The organism is Amorphoplanes digitatis, assembly GCF_014205335.1.
GTDB classification, from domain to species: Bacteria; Actinomycetota; Actinomycetes; order Mycobacteriales; family Micromonosporaceae; genus Actinoplanes; species Actinoplanes digitatus.
The window spans coordinates 2,720,051-2,746,179 of sequence record NZ_JACHNH010000001.1 but is presented as its reverse complement, the minus strand read 5'-3'; the positions used below and the strand labels follow the sequence as shown (position 1 = coordinate 2,746,179).

Sequence of the window (26,129 nt, the reverse complement as noted above, 5' to 3'; positions counted from 1 at the left end):
CGTGATCCGAAGACTCGCCACCGCTCTCCTGCTCGCCGCCACCCTCATCGCGGGGCATTCGCCCGGCATCGCCACCGCCGCACCGGCCACCACGACCCACCACACCGGCGTCCTGCGCGACGGCGGCAGCTGGGTCGCCGACGTGCCCGCCGACTGGAACGGCACCCTCGTGCTGTACAGCCACGGCTTCGGCACGCTCGCGGCCGCCGACGCGCCGAGCCCCGCGGTGCAGCAGGCCATGCTGGACCGCGGCTACGCACTCGTCGGCTCCTCGTACGACCCGAACGGCTCCCTCTGGGCGCTGAAGAGCGCCACCCGCGACCAGTTCGAGAGCCTCGCCGCGATCACCCGGATCATCGGCCGCCCCCGCCTCACCCTCGCCCTCGGCACCTCGATGGGCGGCCTGGTCAGCGGCCAGGAGGCCCAGATCGGCGGGCACCGGCTCGACGGCGCCGTCTCCACCTGCGGCCTCATGGCCGGCGGCATCGACCTGAACAACTACCAGCTCGACGGCGAATACGCGCTCAACCGGCTGCTGCGCCCCGAACAGCCGGCCAAGCTCGTCGGCTACACCGCGCCCGCCGAGGGCGCCGCGGCGGCGGCCCAGCTGTCCGCCACCGCCACCGCCGCCCGGGCCGATGCCGCCGGACGCGCCCGGGTCGCGCTGGCCACCGCGCTGCTGAACATGCCCACCTGGTCCGGCGGCCAGGCCGAGCCGCCCGCGCCGGGCGACGCCGAGGGCATCGCCGCCGCCCAGTACGAGTGGCTCGTCGCGACGCTGCCGTTCATCATGCCGTCGCGGTACTTCATCGAGCTCTCCGCCGGCGGGAACGCCTCCTGGAACACCGGCGTCGACTACGCGGCGCTGATGGCCCGCTCCCCGCACCGCGACACCGTCCGCGCCCTCTACCGCACCGCCGGGCTGGACCTGCGCGCCGACCTCGCCGACCTCACCCGGAACGCCGCCGTCCGCGCCGACCCGCCCGCGGTCCGGTCCCTGGCCCGCACCTCGACGCTCAGCGGGCACCTCGACGTGCCGAACCTGACAATGCACACCCTCTACGACCAGCTCGCACCCGTCGAGGTCGAGGAGCGGTACGCCCGCCAGGTGCGCGCGGCCGGCGACCGCGGACTGCTGCGCCAGGCCTACGTGAACCGCCGCGGCCACTGCGCCTTCACCCCGAGCGAGATCATCGCCGCCGTCCGGGCCGTCGAGCACCGCGCGGTCACCGGCCGCTGGGACGCCGCCGCCACCGCCCGGCACCTCCAGGCCGACGCCGGCGCCCTCGGCCTGGGCGACACCCCCGCCTTCGTCCACCACCGGCCGGGCCGTTTCGTCAACGATCGGCACCTCCCCGGGTGACCGCCCCGCGCGCCCTCGGGTCGTTTCCCGCGCGGGCGGCGATCCTACGACCATGTACAAGATCGCGGCGGCGGCCGTCGCCTGCCTGACCCTCGTCGCCGGAGCCGCACCCGCCGGTGCGGCTCCGGCCACCGGGCCCGACGCCGCCGGAGCCGCCCGGCTGCGCCTGGCCTGGGCCGCCGGTCCCGCCGCCGCGGGTATTCAGACCGCGCCGGTCTATCTGGCCGGCTCGACCTACCACGTCGAGGGCGTCGCCGACCCGGAGAAGCTCCGTTCGCTCATCCGGGTGGTGCGCCGCGATGCCGGCACCGGGCGGCGCCTGCCGTTCGCCACCGGCGCGGTCGAGTCGATCGCCGGGTATCCGCCGGTCGCGGACGGGCGCTCGCTCTTCGTCACCACCTTCCGCGAGGAGACGCGGCTGTGGGCCTTCCACCCGGACGGCCGGGTGCTGTGGAGCCGGAACCAGCCCGGCGAGCTGTTCCCGCATCCGCCGCTGCGGGCGGGCGCCTACCTGATCACCGCGTCCAAGTCCGGGTGCGACGTCGAGTGCGACCACAACACCGTCTTCGCCTGGCATGCCGACGACGGGCGCCCGGCCTGGTCGTACCGGTTGCCCGGCGGATACCTCAAGCTCGCCGCCGCCGCCGGCCAGGTGGCCGTGCGGACCGACACGTTGACCGTCCTCGACACCGGCACCGGCGAGCGGCTGTGGTCGCGGCCCGCCGAGGGCGGCGGCATCGCGGTGGACGACACGCACGCCTACGTCGCGGACGGCTCGCTGCGGGCCTACCGGGTCACGGACGGCAGCCCGGCGTGGGCCGGCGAGGACGCCGGATACACCGCCGCCTACCCCAGCCGATACGGGATCTTCACGACCTCGGGGCAGCGCCTCGCGGCCTACGACCTGACGGGCCGCCGCCGCTGGTGGAGCGCGATCCATCCACGGACGACGCTCACCGTCGACGGCGGCGTCGTCTACTTCCAGCAATCGCCGACCCGGCGCGGCGCGGCGTACCTGATCGCGATGCGCGCCTCGAACGGCGCCGTACTGAGCCGGGTCCGGATCTGGGGCCGGCCCAGCGTCGGCGACGTCGCCGTCGGCGGCGGCCGCGTCTTCACCAAGGCCCTCCTGGAGAAGATCGTCGCCTTCGCCCCGGCCGATGCCCGGTCGAGGTAGACGCAATCGATCCCCTGTCGCGTCAGATGGCGATGAAACCGGTCCAGAGGCCGACGACGCCGGTGATTCCGGCGGCCACGATCAGGATGCAGAGGGCGACCTCGGTCGGCGTGAACAGTCGCCGGCCCCGCACGGCCAGCTGGCGCAGGCCGTCGACGCCCTCGAACAGCGCCCGCACCCGCGGGCCGGCCCGTGGCCACCCTGGCTGGCCGAGGTGCTCCGGGTCGCCCGTGACTCCCTGCTCGACGCCGGCCGGCCACCCGGGCCGGGCGGCCGCACCCCGCGCCACGTGCTCGCACAGGCGAGCGCGGCGCTGGCCGCGGGCGACGGCCGCACCGCCCGCGATCGCGTGGCGGCCCTGCTGCGCAGCCCGCGCCTGCCCCTCGACGTGCGCGTCGACTGCTGGCTCATCACGACCGGCGCGGAGCTGGCCGACAACAACCCCGATCGCGCGCACCAGGCCCTGCTGCGGGCGCTGCGGGCGGCGAAGCCCGAGCGGCTGCGCCGGTCGCTGCTGGAGGCGCCCGCCCCGGTGCGCCGCCTGCTCCGGGAGGAGCCGGCGCTCGCCGAGCGGCACGCCTGGCTCGGCACCGCCGAGGCGGCGCCGCCGACGGCAACGGCCCCGGTCTTCGAGGCCCTGACCGCCCGGGAGGGCGAGGTGCTCGGATACCTCAGCCAGCTGCGTTCCACCGAGGAGATCGCCCAGGCGATGTTCGTGTCCGTGAACACCGTCCGGACGCACATCCGCGGCGTGCTGCGCAAGCTGGCGGCGACCCGGCGCGGCGAGGCGATCCGCCGGGCCCGCGAGCTCGGGCTGATCTGACCGGCGGCGAGGAGCCGATCCGACCGGCGGCGAGGATCAGCCGGGCTGAAGACGGCCGAACCGGCTGCGGTGGAAGACCAGCGGCGAGGGGTCGGCCCGCCCGGCGTGGCGGACCGCGCGCAGGCGCAGCAGCACGATGGTGTGGTCGCCGGCGAGCACCTCGTCGTGGACGGTGGTGTCGAACTGGGCCAGGCCGTCGTCGAGGGTGACCGCGCCCTGCGCCGACGCGGTCAGCGACAGCCCGTCGAACCGCCGGTCGACGGCGCCGGCCAGCTGGCGCGCCACCGCGGAGTGGTGGTCGGCCAGGATGGTGACGCCGAGCTGCTCCGCGCGGCGCAGGTCGGGCCACGTCTTCGACCTGTTGGCGATGGAGAACGACACCAGGGGCGGATCGAGGCTCACCGAGGTGAACGAGCTCGCCGCCAGGCCGACCGGCACCCCGTTGACGAGGGCGGCGACGGCCACCACGCCGCTGGGGAAGATGCCGAAGACCTCGCGCAGCCGCTCGTGCGACAGGTCCTGGTTGGTGCGCAGGGTGGTCACGCGGCACCCGCCCCCGCGGTCGGGGCGGCGCCGAACGGCACGGCGGCGGCCGCCTGCCGGCCGGGCGCCGGATGCCGCCAGAGCCCGCGGCGGGACAGCTCGGGCAGCACGCCCTCGCCGAAGCGGTACGCCTCCTCGAGGTGCGGGTACCCGGATAGCACGAACTCCGTGACGCCCACCTCGACGTACTGCTCGACGAGGTCCGCGATCTGCCGGTGGCTGCCGACCAGCGCGGTGCCGGCGCCGCCGCGCACCAGCCCGACGCCGGCCCACAGGTTCGGATGGATCTCCAGCGAGTCCCGGGAGCCGCCGTTGAGGTCGAGCATCCGCCGCTGGCCCTCGGACTCGCTGCGGCGCAGCCCGGCCTGCACCTCGCGGATCTGCTCGTCGGAGATGCCGGCCAGCAGCCGGCCGGCCTCGGCCCAGGCCTCCTCGGCGGTGTCCCGGGCGATGGTGTGCACCCGCAGGCCGAAGGCGGGGTCCCGGCCCTGCCGCTCGGCGAGCTCACGCACCCGGCGCACCTTCTCGCCGACGGCGGCGGGCGGCTCGCCCCAGGTCAGGTAGACGTCGGCGTGCCGGGCCGCCACGTCGAGCGCCGCGGGCGACGACCCGCCGAAGTAGACGCCCGGCAGCGGATCGGGGCGCTGGGACAGGACCGCGTCGGACAGGTGGTAGTACTTGCCCTCGACCTCGACGGGCTTGCCCGACCACAGCGCGCGGACGATGTCGAGGAACTCGCCGCAGCGCTCGTAGCGGGCGTCCTTGTCCAGGTGGTCGCCGTACATCCGCTGCTCGTGGCTCTCGCCGCCGGTGACCACGTTGAGCAGCAACCGGCCGCCGGAGAGGTTCTGGAAGGTGCCGGCCATCTGCGCGGCAAGGAACGGCGACACCAGGCCGGGCCGGAACGCCACGAGGAACTTCAGCCGCTCGGAGACGCTGCTCAGCATCGCGGTGGTGATCCAGGCGTCCTCGCACCAGGCGCCGGTCGGTGTCAGCGCCGCCTCGAAGCCGAGCTGCTCGGCCGACCGGGCGATCTGGCCGAGGTAGGCGACCGAGGCGGGCCGCCCGCCCGAGCCGGCCGGGGTGCCGTGTCCGCCGCCGACGATGTTTCGGCCGTCGCCGCCGTTGGTGGGCAGGAACCAGTGGAACTTCAGATCGGTCATGGCTCACACCTGTCCGTGGTTGGGGGGTGGGGTTCCGTCGACGGCCCAGCGTCCGAGGTGCTGGATCTTCCAGGCGGCGGGATCATGGAGGGTGTGCGTGCGGGCGTTGCGCCAGTGCCGGTCCAGGCCGAGCCCGGCGGCGGCGGAGCGGGTGCCGGCCACCTCGAACAGCCGGCTGCTCGCCTCGAGGGCCGCGTGTGTGGTGGCCGCCCGCGCCGCGGCGACGGCGAGGGACGCGGCGGTCGCGGAATCCGCCGTCAGGTCGCCGTCGGCCCGGTCGATGGCCCGGGCCGCCTCGCCCAGCAGCGCCTCGGACCCCCGCACGGCCAGCTCGATCTCCCCGAACGCCCGCACCACGAGGGGATCGTCGGCGGCCCGCTCCACCTTCGCGTCCGGGTGGGGGCGGCTCTTCTCGCGCACGAACGCCGCGGCGTCGGTGAGCGCCGCGCGGGCGATGCCGGCGTCGATCGCCGCGTGCAGCACCTGCGCGAACGCGCCGTAGGTCTGCGGGCCGTCGAAGGTGACCGCGAACGGCGTGATGAGCTCGTCGGGCACCGCGACGTCGCGCAGCAGCACGGAGCCGCTGGCGGTGGTCCGCTGGCCCAGGCCGTTCCAGTCGTCGACGACCTCGACGCCCTCGGCGTGCCGGTCCACCCAGGCGACGTGCAGCGGGCCGTCGAGACCCAGGTGTGCCAGCACCGGGATCCGGTGCGCCAGCAGCGCGCCCGTGGCGTAGAACTTGTCGCCGTTGAGCCGCCAGTGCCCGGGCGCGGCGGCGGTCAGCGTGGTCCGGATGTCGCGCACGTGCTTGGTGCCGGCCTCGGACTGCGCGTTGCCGAAGCGCCGGCCGGCGAGCACCTCGCCGAACAGCCGCCGCTGCTGCGCCTCGGTGCCTTGCAGGCGTAGCTGGTTGACGTAGACGAAGTGGCTGTGCGGGATCTGGCCGATGTTCGGGTCGGCGGCCGACAGCAGCCGGATCACCTCGACGACGGTCTCCACGGGCAGGCCGGCACCGCCGTACCGGGTGGGAATGGTGATCGCCAGCAGGCCGGACCCGCTGAGCAGGTCCAGCGCGGCCAGCGGGAGGACGCGGTGCGCGTCGCGCTCGGCCGCGTCGCGGGCGAAGCCGGCGGCGAGCCCCGCGGCGAGCGTGACCGCCTCGGCCGGCGCGAGCCGCGGAACGGCGCTGGGCGCCAGCGTCCCGGGGCTCGTCACGCCGACCCCAGCCGCGGCACGGCGGTGAGCAGCCGGCGCGTGTACGGGTGCTGCGGCCGTTCGAAGACGTCGGCGGCGGTGCCGTGCTCGACGACCCGGCCGTCCTTCATGACCAGGATCCGGTCGCTCATGTGATGGATGACCCCCAGGTCGTGGGAGATGAACAGGTAGCTCACGCCGAGCTCGTCCTGTAGGTCGGTGAGCAGGTCCAGCACCTGCGCCTGCACCGAGACGTCGAGCGCCGAGGCGGGCTCGTCGCAGACCAGGATCGACGGCTGCGGCGCCAGCGCCCGGGCGATGGCGACCCGCTGCCGCTGCCCGCCGGACAGGCGCAGCGGCGCCGCGCTCAGGTGCCGCTCGTGGAGGCCGACCTGTTCGAGCAGGCGTACGGAGCGCTCGCGCGCCTCCGCCCTCGAACTCGGCGGCCGGGCGGCGGTCGCGAGCGCGTCGGCGAGGACCCGGCCGACGGACCAGCGCGGGTCGAACGAGCTGAGCGGGTCCTGATAGACGACGCCGATCTGCTTGCGCAGCGGGCGGCGCCGGGCCGGCGACAGCGCCGACCACGGCTCGCCGTTCAGCAGCACCTCGCCCTCGGTGGCGGCCAGGATGGCCAGCGCCATGCGGGCCAGGGTGGTCTTGCCGGAGCCGGACTCGCCGACGACGCCGAGCGTCTCCCCGCCGTACAGGTCGAAGGAGACGTCGTCGACCACTCGGCGGTCCACCTTGTCGGGGCCGCGGAAGACCTTGGCGAGGTTGCGGCCTTGCAGGACGGGCCGGTCCGTCTCGACCGGCCGGCGGGTACGCGGCGCCGGCGCGGCGCCGGCGGCCGGGCGGGTGAGGCTGGCGCCCCGGGTGTGCTCGGACGGGATCGCGTCGAGCAGCTTGCGGGTGTACTCGTGCCGCGGATCGCGCAGCACTTGCTCGGCGGGGCCGTGCTCGACGATCTCGCCGTCGCGCATGACGGCGACCTCGTCGGCCATCCGGGCCACCACGGACAGGTCGTGGCTGATCAGGATGATCGAGGTGCCCCGCTCCTTCGAGGCGGCGAGCAGGTCGAGCACCTGCGCCTGCACCGTGACGTCGAGCGCGGTGGTCGGCTCGTCGGCGATCAGCAGCGGTGGCGCCAGCGCGATCGCCGAGGCGATCAGGGCCCGCTGGCGCAGTCCGCCGGAGAGCTCGTACGGCCGCTGCGCCGCCTTCACCTCCGGCTCCGGCACGCCGACGGAGCCGAGCAGCTCGATCGCCTTCGCGGACCGGCCGGCGCGGGTGCCCCAGCCGTGCAGCCGCAGCGGCTCGGCCACCTCGTGCCCGACCCGGCGGAGCGGGTCGAGCGAGACGAGGGCGTCCTGGAGGACGAAGCCGATCCGGCTGCCGCGCACGCCGCGCCAGGCCCGCTCGGAGGTGCGCAGCAGGTCGGTGCCGGCGAGGTCGATCCGGTCCGCGCTGACCCGGCTGCCGGCGCCGGTCAGGCCGACCAGGGTGCGGGCGGTCACGCTCTTGCCGGACCCGGACTCGCCGACGATGACAAGGCAGCCGCCCGGCCGGGCGGTGAACGAGATGCCCTTGACGACCTCGGTGCCCCCGAACGACACCCGCAGGTTCTCGACGCGCAGCAGGGCCGCGCCGGGATCGCCGTCGCGGCGGTCCAGCAGGTCTTCCCGGTAGTCCAGAGTGGTCATCGGGAGGCTCCTCCGAGTCTGTTCTGCAGGGTACGGCCGAGCGCGGTCACCGAGAGCGCGACCAGGACGATCACCAGGCCGGGCAGGATCTCCAGCCACCAGGAGGTGGTGATGTGCAGGCGGCCCGCGTCGAGCAGCGCACCCCATTCCGGGCTCGGCGGCGGCACGCCGAGGCCGAGGAACGACAGCCCGGAGGCCCACACGATCGACTGGCCGATGCCGAGGGTGACGACCGCGACGAGCGGCCGCATGGCGTTCGGGAACAGGTGCCGGCGCCAGATCGGGAACCGCCGGTGCCCGAGCGCCGACGCCGCCTCCATGAAGCCGGCCTGGCGTACCGCGAGCACCTGGCCCCGGACCATCCGGGCGTAGCCGGGCGCCGACCCGATGCCGACCGCGACGATCTCGGTGGCCAGCGACGGCCCGCGGATCGTGATGACCAGCAGCCCGAGCAGCAGCGCCGGGAAGGCGAAGGCGACCTCGATGACGCGGGTGATGACCGCGTCGACCACGCCGCCGGACAGCGCCGCGGTGAACCCCAGCACGGCGGCGATCAGGAACGCCAGCGCGGTCGCGCCGAGGCCGATCGCCAGCGACTGGCGCGAGCCGTGAATGACCCGGGTGAGCAGGTCCCGGCCGGCGTCGTCGGTGCCGAACGGGTGCTGCCAGGACGGCGCGAGCAGGGTCGAGTGCAGGTCGATCGCCGTCGGGCTGCGGTCGGTGAGCAGGCCGGGCGCGATCGCCGCGACCAGCACGAGCCCGACGACCAGCAGCGACAGCGCCGTGCCGAGGGAGGGCAGCCGGTCGCGCCACGGCAGCGACCGGGCCGTCAGCGGCCAGGAGAGCACGCTCATCGCGCACCCGCCAGCCGCGGGTCGACCACCGCGTAGGCCAGGTCGACCAGCAGGTTGGCCACCACGTAGATGGCCGCGACCACCAGCACGATGCCCGACACGGTGGGCAGGTCGCGGGTGTTGACCGCGGTGACCAGCACCTGCCCGATTCCCGGCCGGCCGAAGATGTTCTCGGTGATGACGGCGCCCGAGACCAGCGCGCCGAGCGCCCACCCGGAGAGCGTGATCGCCGGGAGTACCGCGTGCCGCAGCACGTGCCGCAGCCGTACGCCCAGGTCGGACATCCCCCGGCTGCGTGCCGTCGTCACGAACGGCTGCCGCAGCACCTGCACGAACTCGTCGCGGGTCACCTGGCCGAGGAATCCGGCGAGCGGTATCGCGAGCGTCAGCACCGGCAGGACCGAGCCCCACGCGCTGGTGCCCCCGATGATCGGGAACATCCGGAGCTGGACCGCGAAGACCACGAGCAGGACGACGCCGACCCAGTAGTGCGGCAGGCTGGCCGTCAGCGCCTCCCACGCGCTGCCGAGGCCGGAGAGGAACCGGCCACGCTTGACCGTCAGCAGGGTCATCCCGAGCGCCAGCAGCCAGGCGACCGCCAGCGCCGCGACGGTCAGGATCAGGCTCGGCGGCAACTGCCCGCCGATCACGTCGGCCACCGGCCGCTTCTGCGTGTACGACGTGCCGAGGTCGCCCTGGAAGAGCCCGGTCAGGTAGTGCAGGTACTGCACGAGGATCGGGTCGTCGAAGCCGAACCTCTCGTTCAGCGGCGCCAGCTCCTCGGCCGTCCACAGCTTCTCCTGCCCGGTTTGCAGGTTCATCAGCGCCGTCGCCCGGTCGCCCGGCACCGCCAGCTGGGCGAAGAAGGTGACCGAGGCGGCGGCCAGGATGACGGCGACCGACGCCGCCACCTTGACCGCGATCCGCCACACCTGGTTCATCGCCGCCTCACTTGGTGAAGTAGGCGTCGGAAAAGACCGGCTCACCCTGGCTCTTCTCGAGCCAGACGTCCTTGAGGTTCCGGGCGACCGCATACGTGGAGTTCTGGGTGTAGAGCCCGATGCCCGCCGCGTCGTCCTGGATGATCTTCTGTGCCTGCCCGTACAGCGCGTTCGCCTTCGCGGCCTCCGCCTCGGTGTTGGCCTGCTGGATGGTCTGCGACAGCGTCTCGTTGTTGAAGAAGGACCGGTTGCTGAAGTTCGGGTTGTCCGGCGTGGACGGGCGCCAGACGATCCACAGGATCGCCGAGCTGGGGCTGGTCCAGTACGACGGCGTCGCGTCGAAGGTGCTCGGGTCGGAGTACTTGCCGCCCCAGAGCTCGGCCTGCGTCGCCGGGATCAGCTTGACCTCGAAGCCGATCTGCTTCCACTGCTCCTGGAGCACCTGAAGGACCGTCGAGCCCTCCTGGGTGAAGATGAACCCGGCGCCGTACACGAGCTTGATGGTCAGCGGCGCGCCGTTCTTAGTGCGGACCCCGGCGGCGTTGCGCGCCGTCCAGCCGGCCTGGTCGAGCAGCTGGCCGGCCTTGGCGGGGTCGTAGGCGTACGCCTTGGCGACCTCGGCGTCATAGCCCGGGGTGGCCTGGCTGACCGCCGGGTTCCCCTCGTACGGGATCACGCCGTGGAAGCCCGCCTCGACCGCCGACTTCCGGTCCGCGCCGTAGGCGAACGCCTGGCGGACCAGCTTGTCGCTGAACGGCCCGACCTTGGTGTTGATGTAGAAGGACACCGGCTTGCCGGGCGTGATGTAGCGGATGGTCTGGTACTTCGACTCCGCGTCCTTCCAGTTCACCGTCGGCACCTCGTAGACGACGTGCGACTCGCCGGTGCTCAGCGAGGCGTACCGGGACACCCCGTCGGCCACGAACTTCCAGCGCACCTCGTCGACGATCGCCGGGCCCTCGTGCTTGGCGGTGGCCGGCCAGGACGCGTACGCGGGGTTCTTGGTGAGCACGACCTCCTCGCCGTGCTTCCATTCCTTGACCACGAAGCCGCCCGAGCCGATCGGCTTCTCGCAGTTCTCCTTCTCGGTACGGCTCTTGAACGCCGTCGGCGACTGGATGCCGAAGTAGCCCTGCGTGATGAGCGGAAGGAACGGCGGGTACGGCTTGTTCAGGCTGATCTCGACGTGGGTGGCGTCCAGCGCCTTGGCGGCCTTGTAGTACGGGTCGATTGACACCTTCGCGGTGCTGTTGCCGCCGTGGTTCTCCCAGTAGTCGAAGTTCCAGGCGACCGCCGCGGCGTCGACCGGCGTACCGTCGGTGAACTTCACGCCGTCCTTGAGGGTGAAGGTGTACTTCGTGCCGTCCGGCGACGCCTTCCACTCGGTGGCCAGCCACGGCTTGATGCCGCCGTCGTCGGCCATGGCGACGAGCCCGTCGAGCACCTGGCGGGAGATGTACGCCTGCTGGATCCAGCCGCCGAAGATGCACGGCGGCTCCTGCACGTGGCCGTAGATGATCGTGCCGCCGGTGGTCGGTGTGCCGCCGCCGGCCGTGCCGGCGTTGTCGCCGCACGCGGCCAGCGCGCCGCCGGCGAGCAGGGCGGCGCCGGCCAGGGCCGCGCGTCGTCTCAATCTGGTCATGTGTGTATTTCCTTCCAGGGGTGTCAGGCGCTGAGTACGGGGTCGGCGATGCCGCTGACCGGCAGGTTCGCCCCGCCGCGGTAGCGGGCGGCGTGGTGCCGGTCGGGCAGCCGGTCCCCCGCGCCGAAGATGCGGTCGCGCAGGGTCTCGTGCTCGTCGTAGTCGCGGCGCAGGCGGCCTCGCTGCCGCAGGACGGGCACGACGTACTCGATGAAGTCGCGGGCGGTGTCGGGCGAGTGGTACTGGAGCAGGTTGATCCCGTCGAGCCCGACCTCGTCGAGCCAGCGCTCGATCTCGTCGGCCACCTGTTCGGGGTCGCCGACGGCGAGCAGCGGCTGGCGGCCCAGGTCGCCGAAGCCGCCGAGGAACTCGCCGACGGTCTGCTCGGGGTCGAAGACCCGCCAGCGGCCGACCCCGCCCTCGGTGTCGGTGACGTCCTTGAGCTTCGCCTCCGGCGGCAGTGCGGTCGGGTCCCAGGGCAGGCTGGTGTGTGCCAGGTAGCCGTCCCGGCTGGCCAGCTCCTGGTAGTGCGCGAGCTTGGCCTTTGCCTCGGACTCGGTCGGCGCCACGATCACACCGGCGATGCTGACGAAGCGGACGTCCTCGGCCCGCCGGCCGGCCGCGACGGCCGCCTCCCGGATGCCGGCGATGGTCTTGCGCAGGCTCTCCTCGGTGGGTCCGCCGGTGAAGACGACCTCGGCGTGCTTGCCGGCGAACTTCGTGCCCGCCGCGCTGGCGGTCGCCGTGAACAGGACCGGGGTCCGCTGCCGGCTGGGCGAGGGCAGGTGCGGCCCCTCCACCTTGAACCATTGGCCCTCGTGGTGGATCGGGCGGATCCGCGAGGCGTCGGCGAAGACGTTGCCCTCGCGGTCGGCGACGATCGCGTCGTCGTCCCACGAGCCTTCCCAGAGCTTGTAGAGGACGTCGAGGTACTCGTCGGCGATCTCGAACCGCTTGTCGTGCTCGACCTCGCCGTCGTGCCCGAAGTTGCGGGCGGCGTTGGGCAGGTACGACGTGACGATGTTCCAGCCCACCCGGCCCTTGGTGAGGTGGTCGAGGGTGCTGGCCCGGCGTGCCCACGCGAACGGCGGCTCGTAGGTCGTGGAGAAGGTGATGCCGAAGCCGAGGTGTCTGGTCACCGCCGCCATGGCCGGCACCACCGACGCGGGGTCGTTGTTGGGTATCTGGAGGCCCTCGCGGATCGCGGTGGCCGCCGAGCCGCGGAACACGTCGTAGGTGCCGACGACGTCGGCCAGGAAGACCGCGTCGAAGCCGCCCTCGTCGAGCAGCACGGCCAGCTCGGTCCAGTACTCGATGTCGTTGAACCGCTCGCGGTTGTTGCCGGGCAGCCGCCACAGCCCGTGGGTGATGTGGCTGACGCAGTTCATCTCGAAGAGGTTGAGGATGAGGCGCTTCTTCGTGCTCACGACCGGTCTCCCCCGGCCGCGACGGGCGCGAACGCGCCGCGGTAGCGGGCGGCGGGATGGGTGTCGGGCAGCCGGTCGCCGCGGCCGAAGAGCTTGTGGCGCAGCGTGCCCTCGACGTACTCGCGCCGGGCCAGGCCGCGCTCGCGCAGCACCGGGATGACGTGGTCGACGAACTCCACGTAGCTGCCCGGGATCTCGGCGTTGACCACGTTGATCCCGTCGACGCCGGCGTCGCGCCACTGCGCGAGCCGGTCGGCGATCTGCTCGGGCGTTCCGGTGATCCGGCCGTTGTGCGAGGTGTAGTGCGCGACGTCGCGCAGGGTCGGCTCCCGGTCGGTCACCAGGTCCTTGATCCAGCCGAGGATCGACTGGACGCCCTCGGTCTTCAGCTCACCGACGGGCCGGTCGAGGTCCTCGTGGCCGAAGTCGATGCCGACCGCGCCGGACATGTGCGAGAGCTGGGCGTCGTAGTCGATCCACTGATCGAGCTCGTCGCTCTTGCGTCTCGCCTCCTCCTCGGTGGAGCCGACGACGAAGTGCAGCCCCTGGAAGAACTTGAGGTCGTCCGGCGCGCGCCCGTGCGCGACGGCGCGCGCCCGGATGTCGGCGGTGTCCCGGGCCGCGGCCTCGACGTTGGGCGCCACGATGAAGACCGCCTCGGCGTTCTTCGCGGCGAAGGTGCGGCCCGCCTCGGAGGCGCCGGCCTGGAAGAGCAGCGGCGTGCGCTGCGGCGACGGGCTGACCAGGTGCGGGCCCTCCACCCGGTAGCGCGGGCCGACGTGATCGATCCGGTGGATCTTGTCGTAGTCCGCGTGCACCCCGGTTTCCCGGTCCTGGAGCAGCGCGTCTTCCTCCCATGATCCTTCCCACAGCTTGTACCCGACGTCGACGTACTCGTCGGCCCAGGCGTAGCGCTCGTCGTGCTTGGTCAGGCCGTCGTGCCCGAAGTTGCGCGAGGCGTTGGGCAGGTAGTTGGTGACGATGTTCCACGCCACCCGGCCGTCGCTGGCGTGGTCGAGGGTGGAGATCCGGCGGGCGAAGTTGAACGGGTGCTCCTGGAGGATGGAGGCCGTGAACGCGATGCCGAGGTGCTCGGTGGCGTACGCGATGGCGCTGGCCAGGACCGACGGATCGTTGCTCGGTACCTGGAGGCCGACCTCGACGTACTTGCGCTCGTCGCCGCGGTAGGGCGCGTACAGCCCGACGACGTCGGCGAAGAAGATCGCGTCGAACCCGCCGCGCTCGAGGGTCTTCGCGAGGTCGACCCAGAGGTCGAGCCGGTTGAAGTCGGCCTGGCGCGCGGTCGGGCGGCGCCAGGTCCCCTGGATGATATGGCTCGCCGTGTTCATCACGAACGCGGCGAAATGCAGTGGTCTATCAGGCATGCGCATCTCCGGATCGACTTAATCCCTACGGGGAATATAGGCTTTGTGGGTTATGGCAGCGCAAGACGTCGAATGGAAGGCGTTACCGATCGCCCCCACGCCGCCCCCGATCACCCTCCGGAGTCAGCAATGCGCATAGAGCAGCTCGAGTACCTCGCCGCCGTCACCCGCTACGGCTCGCTGCGCCGCGCCAGCGACCAGCTGCACGTCTCCCAGCCGGCCATCAGCGAGGCCATCCGCAAGCTCGAACGCGAGCTCGGCGTCACCCTGCTGGACCGGCACCGCTCCGGCGCGCGGATCAGCCTCGCCGGCCGCGAACTGCTCCAGCCGATCGTCGACGTGCTGGAGTCGGTCGAGCGGCTCAAGGCCGCCGCCGGCGACCAGCTGGCGACCCGGCGGCTGCTGCGGATCGGCACCGTCAACGCGGGCACGGCCTCGCTCGTCCTGCCCGCCCTGCGCGCCTTCCAGGCGGAGAACGGCCGCTCCGCCGTCGAGGTGCGCAACCTCCAGCAGGACGAGATCCACGTGTCGCTGTCCGAGGGCAACCTGGACCTCGGCCTGGTCAACCTGCTCGACGGCGACGACGTGCCGCCCGACCTGGAGGCCACCGCCCTGCTCGCCGGCCGCCCCGCGGCGGTCCTGCCGGCCGGGCACCCCCTCGCAGCGCGGGCCGCGGTCTCGGCCGACGACCTGCGCGGGGAGCGCTTCGTCGCGATGCGCTCCGGCTACCTGATGTACCGGTTCGCGCACCGGCTCTTCGGCTCCGATCTGCCGGCCGCCTGGCACTCCACCGACGGCGCCGAGATGGGCAAGATGATGGTCGCCGAGGGCATCGGGCTCACCGTCCTGCCCGACTACAGCGTGCTCGGTGATCCGCTCGAACGTGCCGGGCTGATCGTGACCAGGCCGCTGGTCGGCGACACCACGGTCATCACCATGACGGCGCTGCACCGCCGCCAGACCCGGGTGCAGCCGGCCGTGCTCCAGCTGCTGACACACCTGCGCGAGCGGGCCGGGCGGCCCCTGCCCGCCCGCACCGCCTGACCACCGACCCATCCGGCACAGGGAGAGTCATGACCGAGGCACAGACCACCGCCGAACTGCTCGAACGCTTCGCTCCGATCCTCGAGCAGATCGGCGACACCGCGGCCGCGCGGGAGCGCGGGCGGACGCTGCCCCGCGACGAGGTGCGGGCGCTGGCGGAGGCCGGGTTCGGCGCCCTGCGCTGCCCGCCCGGCGAGCACGGGCGCGGCGTGAGCCTGGCCACGTTCTTCGAGGTGCTGATCCACCTCGGCGCCGCCGACTCCAACCTGCCGCAGATCTGGCGCAACCACATCGCGTTCGTCGAGGACCGGCTGCAACCCGCGGCGGACGGCAGCAACGACCACTGGCGCAAGGTGATCGCGGGCGGGGCCGTGGTCGGCGGCGCCTGGTCGGAGCGGGGCACCGATTTCGGCGAGCAGAACACCGTGCTGTCGCAGGCCGGCCTGCTCACCGGGACGAAGTACTACAGCACCGGCAGCCTCTTCGCGGACTGGATCAGCGTCGCGGCGAAGCGGGGCGACGAGCATGTCATCGCCGTCGTGCCCGCGACGGCACCCGGCGTGGAGGTCGTCGACGACTGGCCGGGCATCGGCCAGCGCACCACGGGCAGCGGGACCGCCCGCTTCACCGGGGTCGCCGTCGACGACGTCGGCACCTTCCCGTTCCTCGAACGCGCGCCCTACCAGGACGCGGTCTACCAGCTGGTGCACCTCGCGACGCTCGCGGGCATCGCCCGCGCGGCCCAGCGCGACCTCGTCGCGGCCGTCCGCAACCGCACCAGGGCGTACCGGCACGGCGTCGGGGCGACCGCCCGCGAGGACGCACAGGTCCTCGCGGTCGTCGGCAAGGTCGCCGCGTACGCCTACGCCGCCGAGGCCGCGGTGCTCACCGCGGCCCGCGCGCTCGATCCCGTCGCGGACGAGGCGATAGCCGGCATCGACCCCGAGGGGGTGCACGCGGCGACGGTCGTCGTCTACGAGGCGCAGGTCGCCGTCACCGAGCTGGTGCTCCAGGCCACCACGCTGCTGTACGACGCGCTCAGCTCGTCCGCGCTCGACGCGGACACCCAGCTCGACCGGCACTGGCGCAACGCACGCACGATCGCCTCGCACAACCCGCGGATCTACAAGGAGCGCCTCGTCGGCGACTGGCATGTCAATGCGGTGGCGCCGAGTCTCGGCTTCGCAAAGCCCTAACGTATCGTTGATCATCAATCAATGGTTCCTGCCTAGCGTCTTCCTCAGGCGTCACCCGGACGCCGAAGGCCAGGAGGAACACATGCGTCACACCGCCACCCTCGCCGCCGCGCTCGCCGGCACCGCGCTCGCCGTCGCCGGCGCGGCGCCCGCGATCGCCGCCGAGCCGACCGGAACGGTCCTGCACGCCGACAGCCCCTCCGCGGTCGCCGGCAGCTACCTCGTCGTGCTCAAGGACGGCACGCAGGTCGACGCGGCCCGCGCCGGCCGGCTCGCCCAGCGCTACGGCGGCACCGTCGGCCGCGTCTTCGGCCACGCGATCGAGGGCTACACCGCGCGGCTGAGCCCCCGGCAGGCCGCGCGGCTGGCCGCCGACCCCGCGGTGGCCTCCGTCGAGGCCGACCAGGCCGTGCGGATCAGCGACACGCAGACCGCGGCGCCGTGGGGCCTGGACCGCGCCGACCAGCGGAACCTGCCGCTGAGCCAGACGTACACCTACGGACCCAGCGCCGGCGTCACCGTCTACGTCGTCGACACCGGCATCACCGTCGGCCACCAGGACTTCGGCGGCCGGGCGAGCTACGGCTACGACGCCGTCGAGGGCGACAACGTGGCGCAGGACGGCAACGGGCACGGCACGTTCGTCGCGGGGGTCGCCGTCGGCCGGACCTACGGCGTCGCCAAGGGCGCGAACGTCGTCGGCGTCCGCGTCCTGGACAACAACGGGTCGGGCACCACCGCCGGGGTCATCGCCGGCATCGACTGGGTCACCGCCAACGCGGTGCCCGGCCGGTCGGTCGCGAACCTCAGTCTCGGCGGCGGCGCCAGCTCCACCCTGGACGCCGCGGTCAGGCGGTCCATCAGCGCCGGCATCCCGTACGCGATCGCGGCCGGCAACTCCGGGGTGAACGCCGCGAACACCTCGCCCGCCCGGGTCACCGAGGCGCTGACCGTCGGCGCCACCGGCCGCACCGACGCCCGGGCGTCCTGGTCCAACTACGGCGCCGTGCTGGACCTGTTCGCACCCGGCGTCGACATCACCTCGGCCTGGCGCACCAGCAACACCGCCACCTACACCGGCAGCGGCACCTCGTTCTCCTCGCCGCACGTCGCCGGCGCGGCCGCGCTCTACCTCGCCGCACACCCCGGCGCGTCGGTGGCGACCACAAACAGCGCGATCGTCGCCGCCGCCACCACCGGGCTGGTGACCAGCCCGGGCAGCGGCTCGCCGAACCGGCTGCTCTACACCGCAACCCTCTCCAACTGACCCGAATCACGCAGGCCACGGCCCGGCCCCGGTGCACCCGGGGCCGGGCTTTGCTGCCCAAACAGACACCGTCCTATTGACACAGTGAGTTCGGCGGGGCGACGCTCGCGTAACTCTGTGACGTTCCTGTTACGCGCTCAGGGGGTCGTCGTGTCGAGGCATATCGGTGGCGCCCGCTTGGCGGGCCTCTTCTCCGTCCTGCTGCTCCTGACCGCGGCGCCCGGCGCGGCCCTCGCCGCGCCGCCGGCGCCGGACGTACACGGCCAGACCGTCCGGGCGGGCCACCTGCGGGTGCAGGTGCTCACCCCGACGCTGCTGCGCCTGGAGTACGCGCAGGACGACGCGTTCGAGAACCGCCCGACGTTCAACGCCGTCGACCGCGCACCCGGGCGCACCTGGTTCGCCGCCTCGACCCGCGGCGGCGAGCTGCGGGTGCGCACCAGCGCGGTGACGCTGCGGTACCGGCTCGGCAGCGGGCCGGTGACGCCCGCGAACACCACGCTGGAGCTGCGCGTCGGCGGACGGGCGACGAGCGTGCACCCGGAGTTCGGGTCGCCCGCGCGCGACGACACGCTCGGCGGCTGGTACCGCGGCCTGGACTACTACGCGGGGCAGGCCGGCCCGGCCGAGCAGATCAAGCTGCACCCCGGCATGCTCAACCGCGGCGGCTGGCACCTGCTCGACGACACCGCCACCGCGGTGCGCGACGGCGACTGGGTCGCGGCGCGGCCGGCGCACGCCGGCGCCTACCAGGACGGCTACCTGTTCGGCTACGGCCACGACTACCGGCGCGGGCTGGCCGACCTGCGCACGCTCACCGGGCCTTCCCTGCTACCGCCGAAGTGGGCCTTCGGCACCTGGTTCTCCAAATATCAGGCGTACAGCGCCGCGGACTACGAGGACTCGCTGCTGCCCGCGTTCCGCGAGCACGAGGTGCCGCTCGACTCGCTGGTGATCGACACGGACTGGAAGGCGCCGAACCAGTGGGCCGGCTGGAACTGGAACAACGACCTGTTCCCGGATCCGGAGAAGTTCCTCGACGGCCTGAACGGCCAGGGCATCGCCGCGACGCTCAACGTGCACGCCGCGATCTCCGGCGACGATCCGCGCTTCGCGCAGGCGCAGGCCACCGCGAAGGGCAAGCTCACCCGGGCGGCGAGCAGCTTCGCGCCGAACCCGTACCGCTTCGACTGGACCGATCCGGACCAGGCCGCGGCGTACGACGAGCTGCACCGGCCGTTCGAGGAACAGGGCGTGCGGCAATGGTGGCTGGACTACTGCTGCGACGACAGCGTCGCCGGCACGCCGGGCGTGACCGCGGACAGCTGGGTCAACGAGCTGTACCGCCGCGACGGTGAGCGGCGCGGGCAGCGCGGCTTCTCGCTGTCGCGGATCGGCGCGTCCTTCCCCGCGTACACGACGCCCGGCCCGTCCGGGCCGTGGGCCGAGCACCGCAGCACCGTGCACTTCACCGGCGACACGCGGCCGGACTGGGAGAGCCTGCGGTTCGCCGCCGCGATGACGCCGGCCGAGGCGAGCATCGGGGTGTCGTACGTCAGCCACGACATCGGCAGCTTCGCGGGCAAGCATCTGCCCGGCGACCTCTACCTGCGCTGGGTGCAGCTCGGCGCGTTCCAGCCGATCCTGCGGCTGCACTCCGACCACGGCGACCGCCTGCCGTGGGAGTACACCGACGCGGTCGGCGGGCCGGCCGCAGACTTCCTGCGCCTGCGCGAGTCGCTGGTGCCGTACCTGTACACGGCGGCGCGGCAGACCTACGACACCGGGCTGCCGATGGCCCGGGCGCTGTACCTCGACTGGCCCGAGCTCGACGAGGCGTACCGCCACGACACCCAGTACATGCTGGGCGACTCGCTGCTGGTCGCGCCGGTGACCGCGCCGGGGCTGAGCACCACCACGCCGGTGTGGTTCCCGCCGGGCACCTGGACCGACTTCTTCACCGGTGAGACGCTGCGGGGCCCGGGCACCCGCACGGTCGCCGCGACGCCGGACCGCCTGCCGGTGTACGTCCGCGCCGGAGGCATCGTGGCCCGGGCGCAGCCGGCCGCCAACGTCGCCGCGCAGCCGCCCGACCGGCTCCGGCTCACCGTCTACCCGCACGCCTCGGGCCGCACCACGGTCTACGACGACGCCGGCGACGGCCTCGGCTACCGCGACGGCCGGTACGCCCGGATCCCGGTGCGCTACGACGAGGGCCGCCGCCCGGCGCTCATCGTCGGCCCGGTCGCCGGCGCCTACCCGGGCGCCCCGGCGGCCCGCCGGTACACGGTCGAGTTCGCCGGGGTCTCCCGCCCGCGCGTCGTCACCGTCGCCGGGCGTGCCGCGCCCTTCGCGTACGACGCCGGGAAGCGCCTGCTCGTCGTGGAGGTACCGGCCACGGCGGGCACCCGGGCGGTGACCGTCACGCACGACGGCGAACCGCTGACCGTGGCGCGGCAGCCGGCCGTCGACCTGACCTTCACCGCACCGGACGGGTTGCAGTCCGGCGCGACCAGCCGCCTGGTGACGACCGCCCGCAACGACGGCCCCGGCGCGATCCGGGCGCTGTCGGCGACGGTCACCGCGCCGGCGGGCTGGGTGATCACACCGCGAACGCCGGCCACCGCGTCGTCGCTGGCACCCGGCGGCACGTTCACCGTCACGTACGACGTCACGCCGTCCGGCCCGTCGCCGCGCACCGCCGACGTGGTCGCCCACCTGGCGTACCGCAATCCGGACGGCGGCGCGGTGAGCCTGCCCGCCGCGCTGAGCGTGCCGGTCCGGCCGGTCGCGGTGACGTGGCGGGTGCTGGCGCCGCCCGGCACGCCGGCCGGGGCGACGCTGTACGTGCCCGGCAACATCACCGAACTGGGTCCGTGGGATCCGGGCAAGCAGGCGATGACCGACCGCGGCGGCGGCATCTGGGAGGCCACCGTCACGGTGCTGGACGGCACCGACATCCAGTACAAGTACACCCGCGGCACCTGGGAGACCGTCGAGGACTGGGGTTCGATCGTCGGCACCAACAACCGCAGCGTCACGGTGGACGGCGGCATCACCCGCACCATGCTCGTCGACGACACCTCCACCGAGTGGGGCGAGCCCGGCGTGCCCGACACCCACCTGGCCATCCAGTTCTGGCGCGACCCGCTCGTCGTCTCCGCCACCGCGACGGCGAGCGCGGCGACCGTCGTGTTCCAGCGCGACGTCCAGCCCGCCGGCGCCGACTACACCGGCTCGATCACCATCACCGGTCCGGGCGGCGCGGTGCCGGGCACGGTCGCCGAGCCCGTGCCGGGGACGCTGGTGTGGACGCCGGCGGCCGCGCTGGCGCCCGGGTCGTACACGCTCACGGTGGCGCAGGTGAGCAGCACCGGGCCCGGCGGCGTGCCGATCCGCGAGCCGTACACGTCGTCCTTCACGGTGCCGTGAGAGGCTGCCCGTCGTCGCCGGTGGGGTCCATGACGAGGATGACGCCGAGCGCCGAGCCGTTGTCGCGGGCCAGGGCCGAGCAGACGACGCGCACGTCGATGGCCCGGCCGCGCCGGTTCACCGCCGGCAGCGTCAGCTCCTGCGGCTGGGGCTCGCCGGTGAGTACCCGCTTGATGGCCGGTCGCAGCTGATCGGTCGGCAGGCCGATGTCCAGGTTCAGGAGGTGCTGGCCGACGGCCTCGTCCCGGCGCAGCCCCCACAGATCCTCGGCGCGCCGGTTCCACGCCTGTAGGTGCATGTCCTGGTCGACGACCGCGACGCCGGCCCGCAGGCTGGTGAGGATGGCCTCGAGGAAGGCGTTGGCGGTGTCCAGCTCGCCGGTGCGGTCGCGCAACTCGTCGTTGATCGACTGGAGCTCGTCGTTCGTCGACTGGAGCTCCTCGTTCATGGTCTCCAGCTCCTCGTTCGTGGACTGGAGTTCCTCGTTCGTCGTCTCCAGCTCCTCGACCGTGGACTGGAGCTCCTCATTTGTGGTCTCCAGCTCCTCGTTCGTCGACTGCAACTCCTCGTACGCGGTCTCCAACTGCCGGTTGGCGTGCTCCAGGTCCTCCTGGAGGCGGTACGCCGCCGTCACGTCGAGGAAGATCAGCGAGACACCGAGCAGGCTGGCGTCGTTGTTCACCAGCGGGTTGATCTGCACCTCGAGGTGCACCGTCTCGCCCGGCGCGCGGAGGAACTCCACGTCGGTGAGCCGGTGCATGCGCCGCTCCACCTGCGCCTGCTCGATCAGCCCGCGCAGCTCCACCGGCCGGTACGACAGGTCGAGATCGCGGAACGGCCGGCCGAGGTCCTTGGTCGACACGCCGAACATCGTCTCGGCCTGCCGGTTGGAGAGCGCCACCAGCCCGTCCGAGGTCAACACGACCTGGGCCACCGGGCTCGCGGTGAACGCCTCGCCGCGCAGGCGATCCAGCCCGACCAGCTCGTCACGCGCCAGGGCCGGCGGCATCTCGCTCAGGTAGCCGCCGGTCGTGGCGTGCGCCGGCAGCACCTTGCGGAAGATCCGGCGCTTGAGGTCGATCGGGGTGAACAGGTTGGCGTGGCTCAGCAGCATCTCCGCCTTGCCGAGGAAGAGGACCCCACCGCGGCCGAGGGCGAAGTGGAACCGCGACAGGATCCGCGACTGGGTCTCCGCGTTGAAGTACATCAGGGCGTTGCGGCACACGAGCAGGTCGATCCGGGAGATCGGCGCGTCCTGCACGAGGTCGTTGCGGCCGAAGATCACCGACCGGCGCAGGTCCTTGCGGAAGACGTGCCTGTTCGCCGACGCCTCGAAGTAGCGCTCCAGCAGCTCGGGCGGCATCCCGGCGAGGTCACGCTCGGAGTACGAGGCGTGCCGCGCCGCGGTGAGCCCCTCCTCGTCGACGTCGGTGGCGTAGATCTTGACCCGGTGCCGGAACTCGTCGACACCGAGGATCTCCGACAACATGATCGCCAGGCTGTACGCCTCCTCGCCCGAGGCGCAGCCGGCACTCCACACCCGGATCGGTGCGCCGGTCTCCTTGGCCGCGAGCAGCGCCGGTATCACCTCCGTACGCAGGTGGTCCCAGGCCTCCACGTCGCGGAAGAAGCTGGTCACGTTGATCAGGATGGTGTTGAAGAGCGCGGTGAACTCCTCCGGATGCACCTCGAGGTAGTCCAGGTACTCGGCGTAGTCCGGCACCGACACCTGAGCCATCCGCCGGCCGACGCGCCGCATCAGGCTGGACCGCTTGTACCCGGTGAAATCGAAGCCCCGCGACTCCTTGAGGTACAGCAGGAGTTGCTCGAACTGAGGATCCGGCTGCGTCACGGTCCTCACCGTACCGGCCGCCGCGAGGGCCGCCTCGTCATCGTCCGCGCCATCATGCCTCCACGGGAGCCCGGTCCAGCCGCCGGATCAGCTCGCGGATCAGCTCGCCGGCCCGCGTCGCCTCCAGCGCCGTCTCCTCGTACCTCTCGACGGTGGCCTGATGCTGCCGTAGCCGGGCGTCCCGGCCCATGCGCCGGGCGAGGGCGGCCTTCTCCTCGAGGCTGCGCAGTGCCATCCACAGCGCGCCCTCGAACGCCGCCGCCTGCTCCTCGAGCAGGCTCTCCGGCGACCAGGTGTGCCCGACCCAGCACTGGTAGCGCGGCGTGGGCTCGCCGGCCATCTCGAAGAGTCCGCCGTGGCAGGCGGGGCACGCGAACCCGGCCGGCCGGCCCGCGGCGAGATCGTCCACCACCGCCTCCTGGCGCACCAGCTCGTCGGCGGCCGCACCGTGGTCCACCAGCTTGGACACGGTCTCGGAGATCAGTTGACCCAGCTTCTCGGTGCGGCAGGCCTGCGCCCGCCCGACGTGCTCGAGCACGCTACGGGGCATGGAGGGGTGCAGGGCGTCGTCCGGATCCTGAATGATGACCGTGCCGCCGTGCTCCGCGACCACGGCGGCGCCGGCCGTCCCGTCGTCACGGGAACCGGACAGCACGACCGCGACGGTACGCGGACCCGCCGCCCGCGCCGCGGACCGGAACAGCGGATCCACGGCGGGCCGATGGCCGTTCCAGGTCGGCCCCCGGGACAGTCGCGCCCGGCCGTCGATGGCGAGCAGGTGATGGTCCGGCGGCGCGGTGATGATCTGCCCGGCCCGCAGCGGCTGCCCGTCGACCGCGCCGGTCACCCGCAACGGCCCGGCGCGATCCAGGATCCTCGGCAACGCGCTCGGCCCGGTCCGGGGCAGGTGCAGCACCACCAGGACCGCGGCGGGGAGATCGGGGGCGAGTGCACCCACCATTGTCCGCAGCGCCTCGACCCCACCGGCGGACGCGCCGACGACGACAAGCGGCGCCACCTTCGCGAACCGCTCCTCCATCCTCGTAAACTACCCCCGAAACGGCGAGATCGACCCGCTCCGGGCGTGGGCGGGGAGCGCCGATCAGCGGCGCATCGTCGCCCAGACCACCTTGCCCTCGGCGAGCGGGACGACGCCCCATCCGGAGGCCATCGCCTCGATCAGCAGCAGGCCGCGCCCGCCCTCGACGGTGCCCGGATTCGGCGGCGTCCGCACCGGAAGGCCGTCGCCGCCGTCACGCACGGACAGATGCAGGAATCGCTTCCGGAGGCTGATGAGCAGTTCGCTGGCGCCCCCGGCGTGCTTGACGGCGTTGCTGACCAGCTCGGTCACGATCAACTCGGCCGCCTCGACCGGCTCGCTGAGCCCCCACCGCGCGCAGGCACCCCGCACGGCCTGGCGGGCGAGGCCCGGCGCGCCCGGCGTCGGCGGAAGCCGATGGTGGTACCGCCGGGGCGCGGGAATGCCTCCCGCCTCCTGGAGAGCCTCGGCGAGATCCACGAACACCGGCGTGCTCCGGTCGACGCCGAGCCGCTCCAGCGCCTCGCGTACCTCGATGTCGGCCGCGCTGATCAGCACCGGGCAGCCCGGCCAGTCCGCGGCCGACCTGGCGAACGCCGCGAACATCGTGAGCACGGCGTCGTCGACGAGCTCCAGCTCGTCGAGGTCGACCACCACGACCGGCGGATGATTCACCAGCGCCTTGCCCAGAGCCGCGCTGACGGTGGCGGCGTTCGCCGGCGTGAGCACCCCGGCGACCCGGACGACGACGGCCGTCTCCAGGGACGTCGTCTCACAGGTCAACATGCCGGGCCTCGTGGGGAAAGCGGAGCAATCGTCTCGATTTGTCCATCATACGAGCCCGCCGAGAGACCGGCTCAGGTCGCGCCCCCGCCGTCCTCACCGGTTCCACCCGCTTCGCGAAGCTCCGCGCCGATCTCCCGCCTGTCGACCGCGGCCTCCCGGCGGGCCATCGCCTCGTCGCGACCGTCGGCCAGCCGATCCCGCTCCTCCGCGGCGGCCTCCCGGGCGTCGGCCGCCGACCCGCGCAGCTCCATGTCGATCTCCTGCTGGTCGGCCAGGGCGTCCCGCGCGTCGGCGAGCCGATCCTGCTCACCCGCAACCGCCTCCCGGACATCGGCAAGCCGATCCCGCTCACCCGCAACCCTCTCCCGAACATCGGCAAGCCGATCCCGCTCACCCGCAACCGCCTCCCGAACATCGGCAAGCCGATCCCGCTCACCCGCAACCGCCTCCCGAACGTCGGCAAGCCGATCCCGCTCACCCGCGGCCGCCTCCCGGACATCGGCGAGCCGATCCCGCTCGCTCCCGGTGTAGTCCCCGGCGTCGGCCGCCGACCTGCGCAGCTCCGTGTCGATCTCCTGCTGGTCGGCCGCGGCGTCGCGCGCGTCGGCCAGCCGCTCGCGGTCCCGCAGTTCCCTGTCCCGCCGCTCCGCGGCGCGTTCGTCAGCGCCCGTCACGAGGCCTCCCGGTTGTCGGTGGGTCACCGGCGGCTGTCCCGGCCACCACCATATGGCCCGGGCGCCGCGGACATCGCCCGGAAGGGCGCGAACATCGCCGCCGGCTCGAGGCAGGCGTGAAGAAGATCGAAACCGGGTACACCGAGGTCATGCTCGCTTTACGCCGGTGGCTCACCGCCGTGACGCTGGCGGCCGTCACCGGATGCGCCGGACAGGGTGACGGCGTGGCAACCGCCGTGCGGCGGCTGAGCACCGCGCTGGCCACCGTCGACGGCGCCGCCGCGTGCGAACTCCTCGCCCCGGACACCCGCGTCGCGGTCGCCGAGTCGGCCGGCGCGAGCTGTCCGGCGGCGATCACCGGCGAGGGCCTGACGCCGCCGGGCGCCGTGCGGACCGTCGACGTGTACGGGCCGTGGCGTCGATGGCGATCCTGTCGATCTACCTCAGGCAGCGCGGATCACCGGAGTCGAAGCCGGTCGGAACGGCACACGAGGCGACGGGCGTCGAGGGCTGACGGGGAATTCCCGCCGCCGGACGGACAACCACCGTCGGCGCGGTAGTACGCTCCTCCACACCGGACCTTTGTTTGCCCCTGCAACAATGCGGGAAGTAGCTGCGTTCGGAGAT

General features: G+C 73.1%; 22 protein-coding genes. 8 read left to right on the top strand and 14 right to left on the bottom strand.

What is annotated here, in order from left to right:
* Position 1 precedes the first annotated feature (1 nt).
* Entirely contained in the window at positions 2-1,363 is a 1,362-nt protein-coding gene (locus BJ971_RS11805) for a hypothetical protein (protein WP_203709056.1), read from the top strand.
* Between the two features lie 52 nt (positions 1,364-1,415).
* Positions 1,416-2,540 (top strand): outer membrane protein assembly factor BamB family protein, encoded by a 1,125-nt coding sequence (locus BJ971_RS11800; protein WP_184992448.1) that lies wholly within the window; start codon positions 1,416-1,418, stop codon positions 2,538-2,540.
* A gap of 22 nt (positions 2,541-2,562) precedes the next feature.
* Here the strand turns inward: BJ971_RS11800 and BJ971_RS11795 are convergent, their stop codons facing one another.
* Entirely contained in the window at positions 2,563-2,718 is a 156-nt protein-coding gene (locus BJ971_RS11795; RefSeq protein WP_184992445.1) for a hypothetical protein, read from the bottom strand.
* Between the two features lie 36 nt (positions 2,719-2,754).
* On the opposite strand from BJ971_RS11795, the gene BJ971_RS11790 reads away from it, so the two are divergent.
* The gene (locus BJ971_RS11790; protein WP_184992443.1) at positions 2,755-3,363 is read left to right on the top strand and encodes a helix-turn-helix transcriptional regulator; all 609 of its coding nucleotides are present in this window, start codon (positions 2,755-2,757) and stop codon (positions 3,361-3,363) included.
* 36 nt (positions 3,364-3,399) lie between these two features.
* Here the strand turns inward: BJ971_RS11790 and BJ971_RS11785 are convergent, their stop codons facing one another.
* From BJ971_RS11785 to BJ971_RS11745, 9 genes are read right to left on the bottom strand one after another with little or no spacing between them, the layout of a single operon-like run.
* Positions 3,400-3,906, bottom strand: coding sequence for a flavin reductase family protein (locus BJ971_RS11785; protein ID WP_184992441.1), 507 nt, complete (start codon positions 3,904-3,906; stop codon positions 3,400-3,402).
* On the bottom strand, positions 3,903-5,069 hold the full coding sequence (locus tag BJ971_RS11780) for an LLM class flavin-dependent oxidoreductase (protein WP_184992439.1): 1,167 nt from the start codon (positions 5,067-5,069) through the stop codon (positions 3,903-3,905). The genes BJ971_RS11785 and BJ971_RS11780 overlap by 4 nt, the downstream gene beginning before the upstream one ends.
* A 3-nt stretch (positions 5,070-5,072) precedes the next feature.
* A complete protein-coding gene (locus BJ971_RS11775; protein ID WP_239087107.1) occupies positions 5,073-6,284 on the bottom strand; it encodes an SfnB family sulfur acquisition oxidoreductase in 1,212 nt (403 codons plus the stop codon).
* Positions 6,281-7,963, bottom strand: a complete 1,683-nt coding sequence (locus BJ971_RS11770; protein WP_184992437.1) for a dipeptide ABC transporter ATP-binding protein — start codon at positions 7,961-7,963, stop codon at positions 6,281-6,283. Before BJ971_RS11770 ends, BJ971_RS11775 begins: the two co-directional genes overlap by 4 nt.
* Positions 7,960-8,817, bottom strand: coding sequence for an ABC transporter permease (locus tag BJ971_RS11765; protein ID WP_184992435.1), 858 nt, complete (start codon positions 8,815-8,817; stop codon positions 7,960-7,962). Before BJ971_RS11765 ends, BJ971_RS11770 begins: the two co-directional genes overlap by 4 nt.
* Positions 8,814-9,758 (bottom strand): ABC transporter permease, encoded by a 945-nt coding sequence (locus tag BJ971_RS11760; RefSeq protein WP_184992433.1) that lies wholly within the window; start codon positions 9,756-9,758, stop codon positions 8,814-8,816. Before BJ971_RS11760 ends, BJ971_RS11765 begins: the two co-directional genes overlap by 4 nt.
* A gap of 7 nt (positions 9,759-9,765) precedes the next feature.
* Positions 9,766-11,400 (bottom strand): ABC transporter substrate-binding protein, encoded by a 1,635-nt coding sequence (locus BJ971_RS11755; RefSeq protein WP_184992431.1) that lies wholly within the window; start codon positions 11,398-11,400, stop codon positions 9,766-9,768.
* Between the two features lie 23 nt (positions 11,401-11,423).
* On the bottom strand, positions 11,424-12,827 hold the full coding sequence (locus BJ971_RS11750; RefSeq protein WP_203709055.1) for an LLM class flavin-dependent oxidoreductase: 1,404 nt from the start codon (positions 12,825-12,827) through the stop codon (positions 11,424-11,426).
* Positions 12,824-14,212, bottom strand: a complete 1,389-nt coding sequence (locus BJ971_RS11745) for an LLM class flavin-dependent oxidoreductase (protein ID WP_184992429.1) — start codon at positions 14,210-14,212, stop codon at positions 12,824-12,826. The genes BJ971_RS11750 and BJ971_RS11745 overlap by 4 nt, the downstream gene beginning before the upstream one ends.
* 129 nt (positions 14,213-14,341) lie before the next feature.
* Here BJ971_RS11745 and BJ971_RS11740 point away from each other — a divergent pair, with 129 nt between their 5' ends.
* The 4 genes from BJ971_RS11740 (at position 14,342) to BJ971_RS11725 (ending at position 21,151) form a co-directional block, all read left to right on the top strand.
* Positions 14,342-15,256: a LysR family transcriptional regulator gene (locus BJ971_RS11740; protein WP_184992428.1), complete on the top strand. Its 915-nt coding sequence runs from the start codon at positions 14,342-14,344 to the stop codon at positions 15,254-15,256.
* Positions 15,257-15,285: 29 nt separating this feature from the next.
* Entirely contained in the window at positions 15,286-16,452 is a 1,167-nt protein-coding gene (locus tag BJ971_RS11735; RefSeq protein WP_184992427.1) for an acyl-CoA dehydrogenase family protein, read from the top strand.
* An 82-nt stretch (positions 16,453-16,534) separates the two neighbouring features.
* The gene (locus BJ971_RS11730) at positions 16,535-17,719 is read left to right on the top strand and encodes a S8 family peptidase (RefSeq protein WP_184992426.1); all 1,185 of its coding nucleotides are present in this window, start codon (positions 16,535-16,537) and stop codon (positions 17,717-17,719) included.
* A gap of 150 nt (positions 17,720-17,869) precedes the next feature.
* On the top strand, positions 17,870-21,151 hold the full coding sequence (locus BJ971_RS11725; protein ID WP_239087106.1) for a TIM-barrel domain-containing protein: 3,282 nt from the start codon (positions 17,870-17,872) through the stop codon (positions 21,149-21,151).
* On the opposite strand, the gene BJ971_RS42060 is transcribed toward BJ971_RS11725, so the two are convergent.
* The 4 genes from BJ971_RS42060 to BJ971_RS11705 all read right to left on the bottom strand — a co-directional run bounded on the left by BJ971_RS42060 (position 21,138) and on the right by BJ971_RS11705 (position 25,502).
* On the bottom strand, positions 21,138-23,003 hold the full coding sequence (locus tag BJ971_RS42060; protein WP_184992425.1) for a CheR family methyltransferase: 1,866 nt from the start codon (positions 23,001-23,003) through the stop codon (positions 21,138-21,140). The two genes, BJ971_RS11725 and BJ971_RS42060, sit on opposite strands and share 14 nt — an antisense overlap.
* Before the next feature lie 52 nt (positions 23,004-23,055).
* Positions 23,056-24,042, bottom strand: a complete 987-nt coding sequence (locus BJ971_RS11715; protein ID WP_184992424.1) for a chemotaxis protein CheB — start codon at positions 24,040-24,042, stop codon at positions 23,056-23,058.
* 63 nt (positions 24,043-24,105) lie between these two features.
* The gene (locus BJ971_RS11710; RefSeq protein WP_184992423.1) at positions 24,106-24,828 is read right to left on the bottom strand and encodes an ATP-binding protein; all 723 of its coding nucleotides are present in this window, start codon (positions 24,826-24,828) and stop codon (positions 24,106-24,108) included.
* Between the two features lie 71 nt (positions 24,829-24,899).
* Positions 24,900-25,502, bottom strand: a complete 603-nt coding sequence (locus BJ971_RS11705; protein ID WP_184992422.1) for a hypothetical protein — start codon at positions 25,500-25,502, stop codon at positions 24,900-24,902.
* 116 nt (positions 25,503-25,618) lie between these two features.
* Here BJ971_RS11705 and BJ971_RS42635 point away from each other — a divergent pair, with 116 nt between their 5' ends.
* Entirely contained in the window at positions 25,619-26,062 is a 444-nt protein-coding gene (locus BJ971_RS42635) for a hypothetical protein (protein WP_184992421.1), read from the top strand.
* Positions 26,063-26,129: the final 67 nt, after the last annotated feature.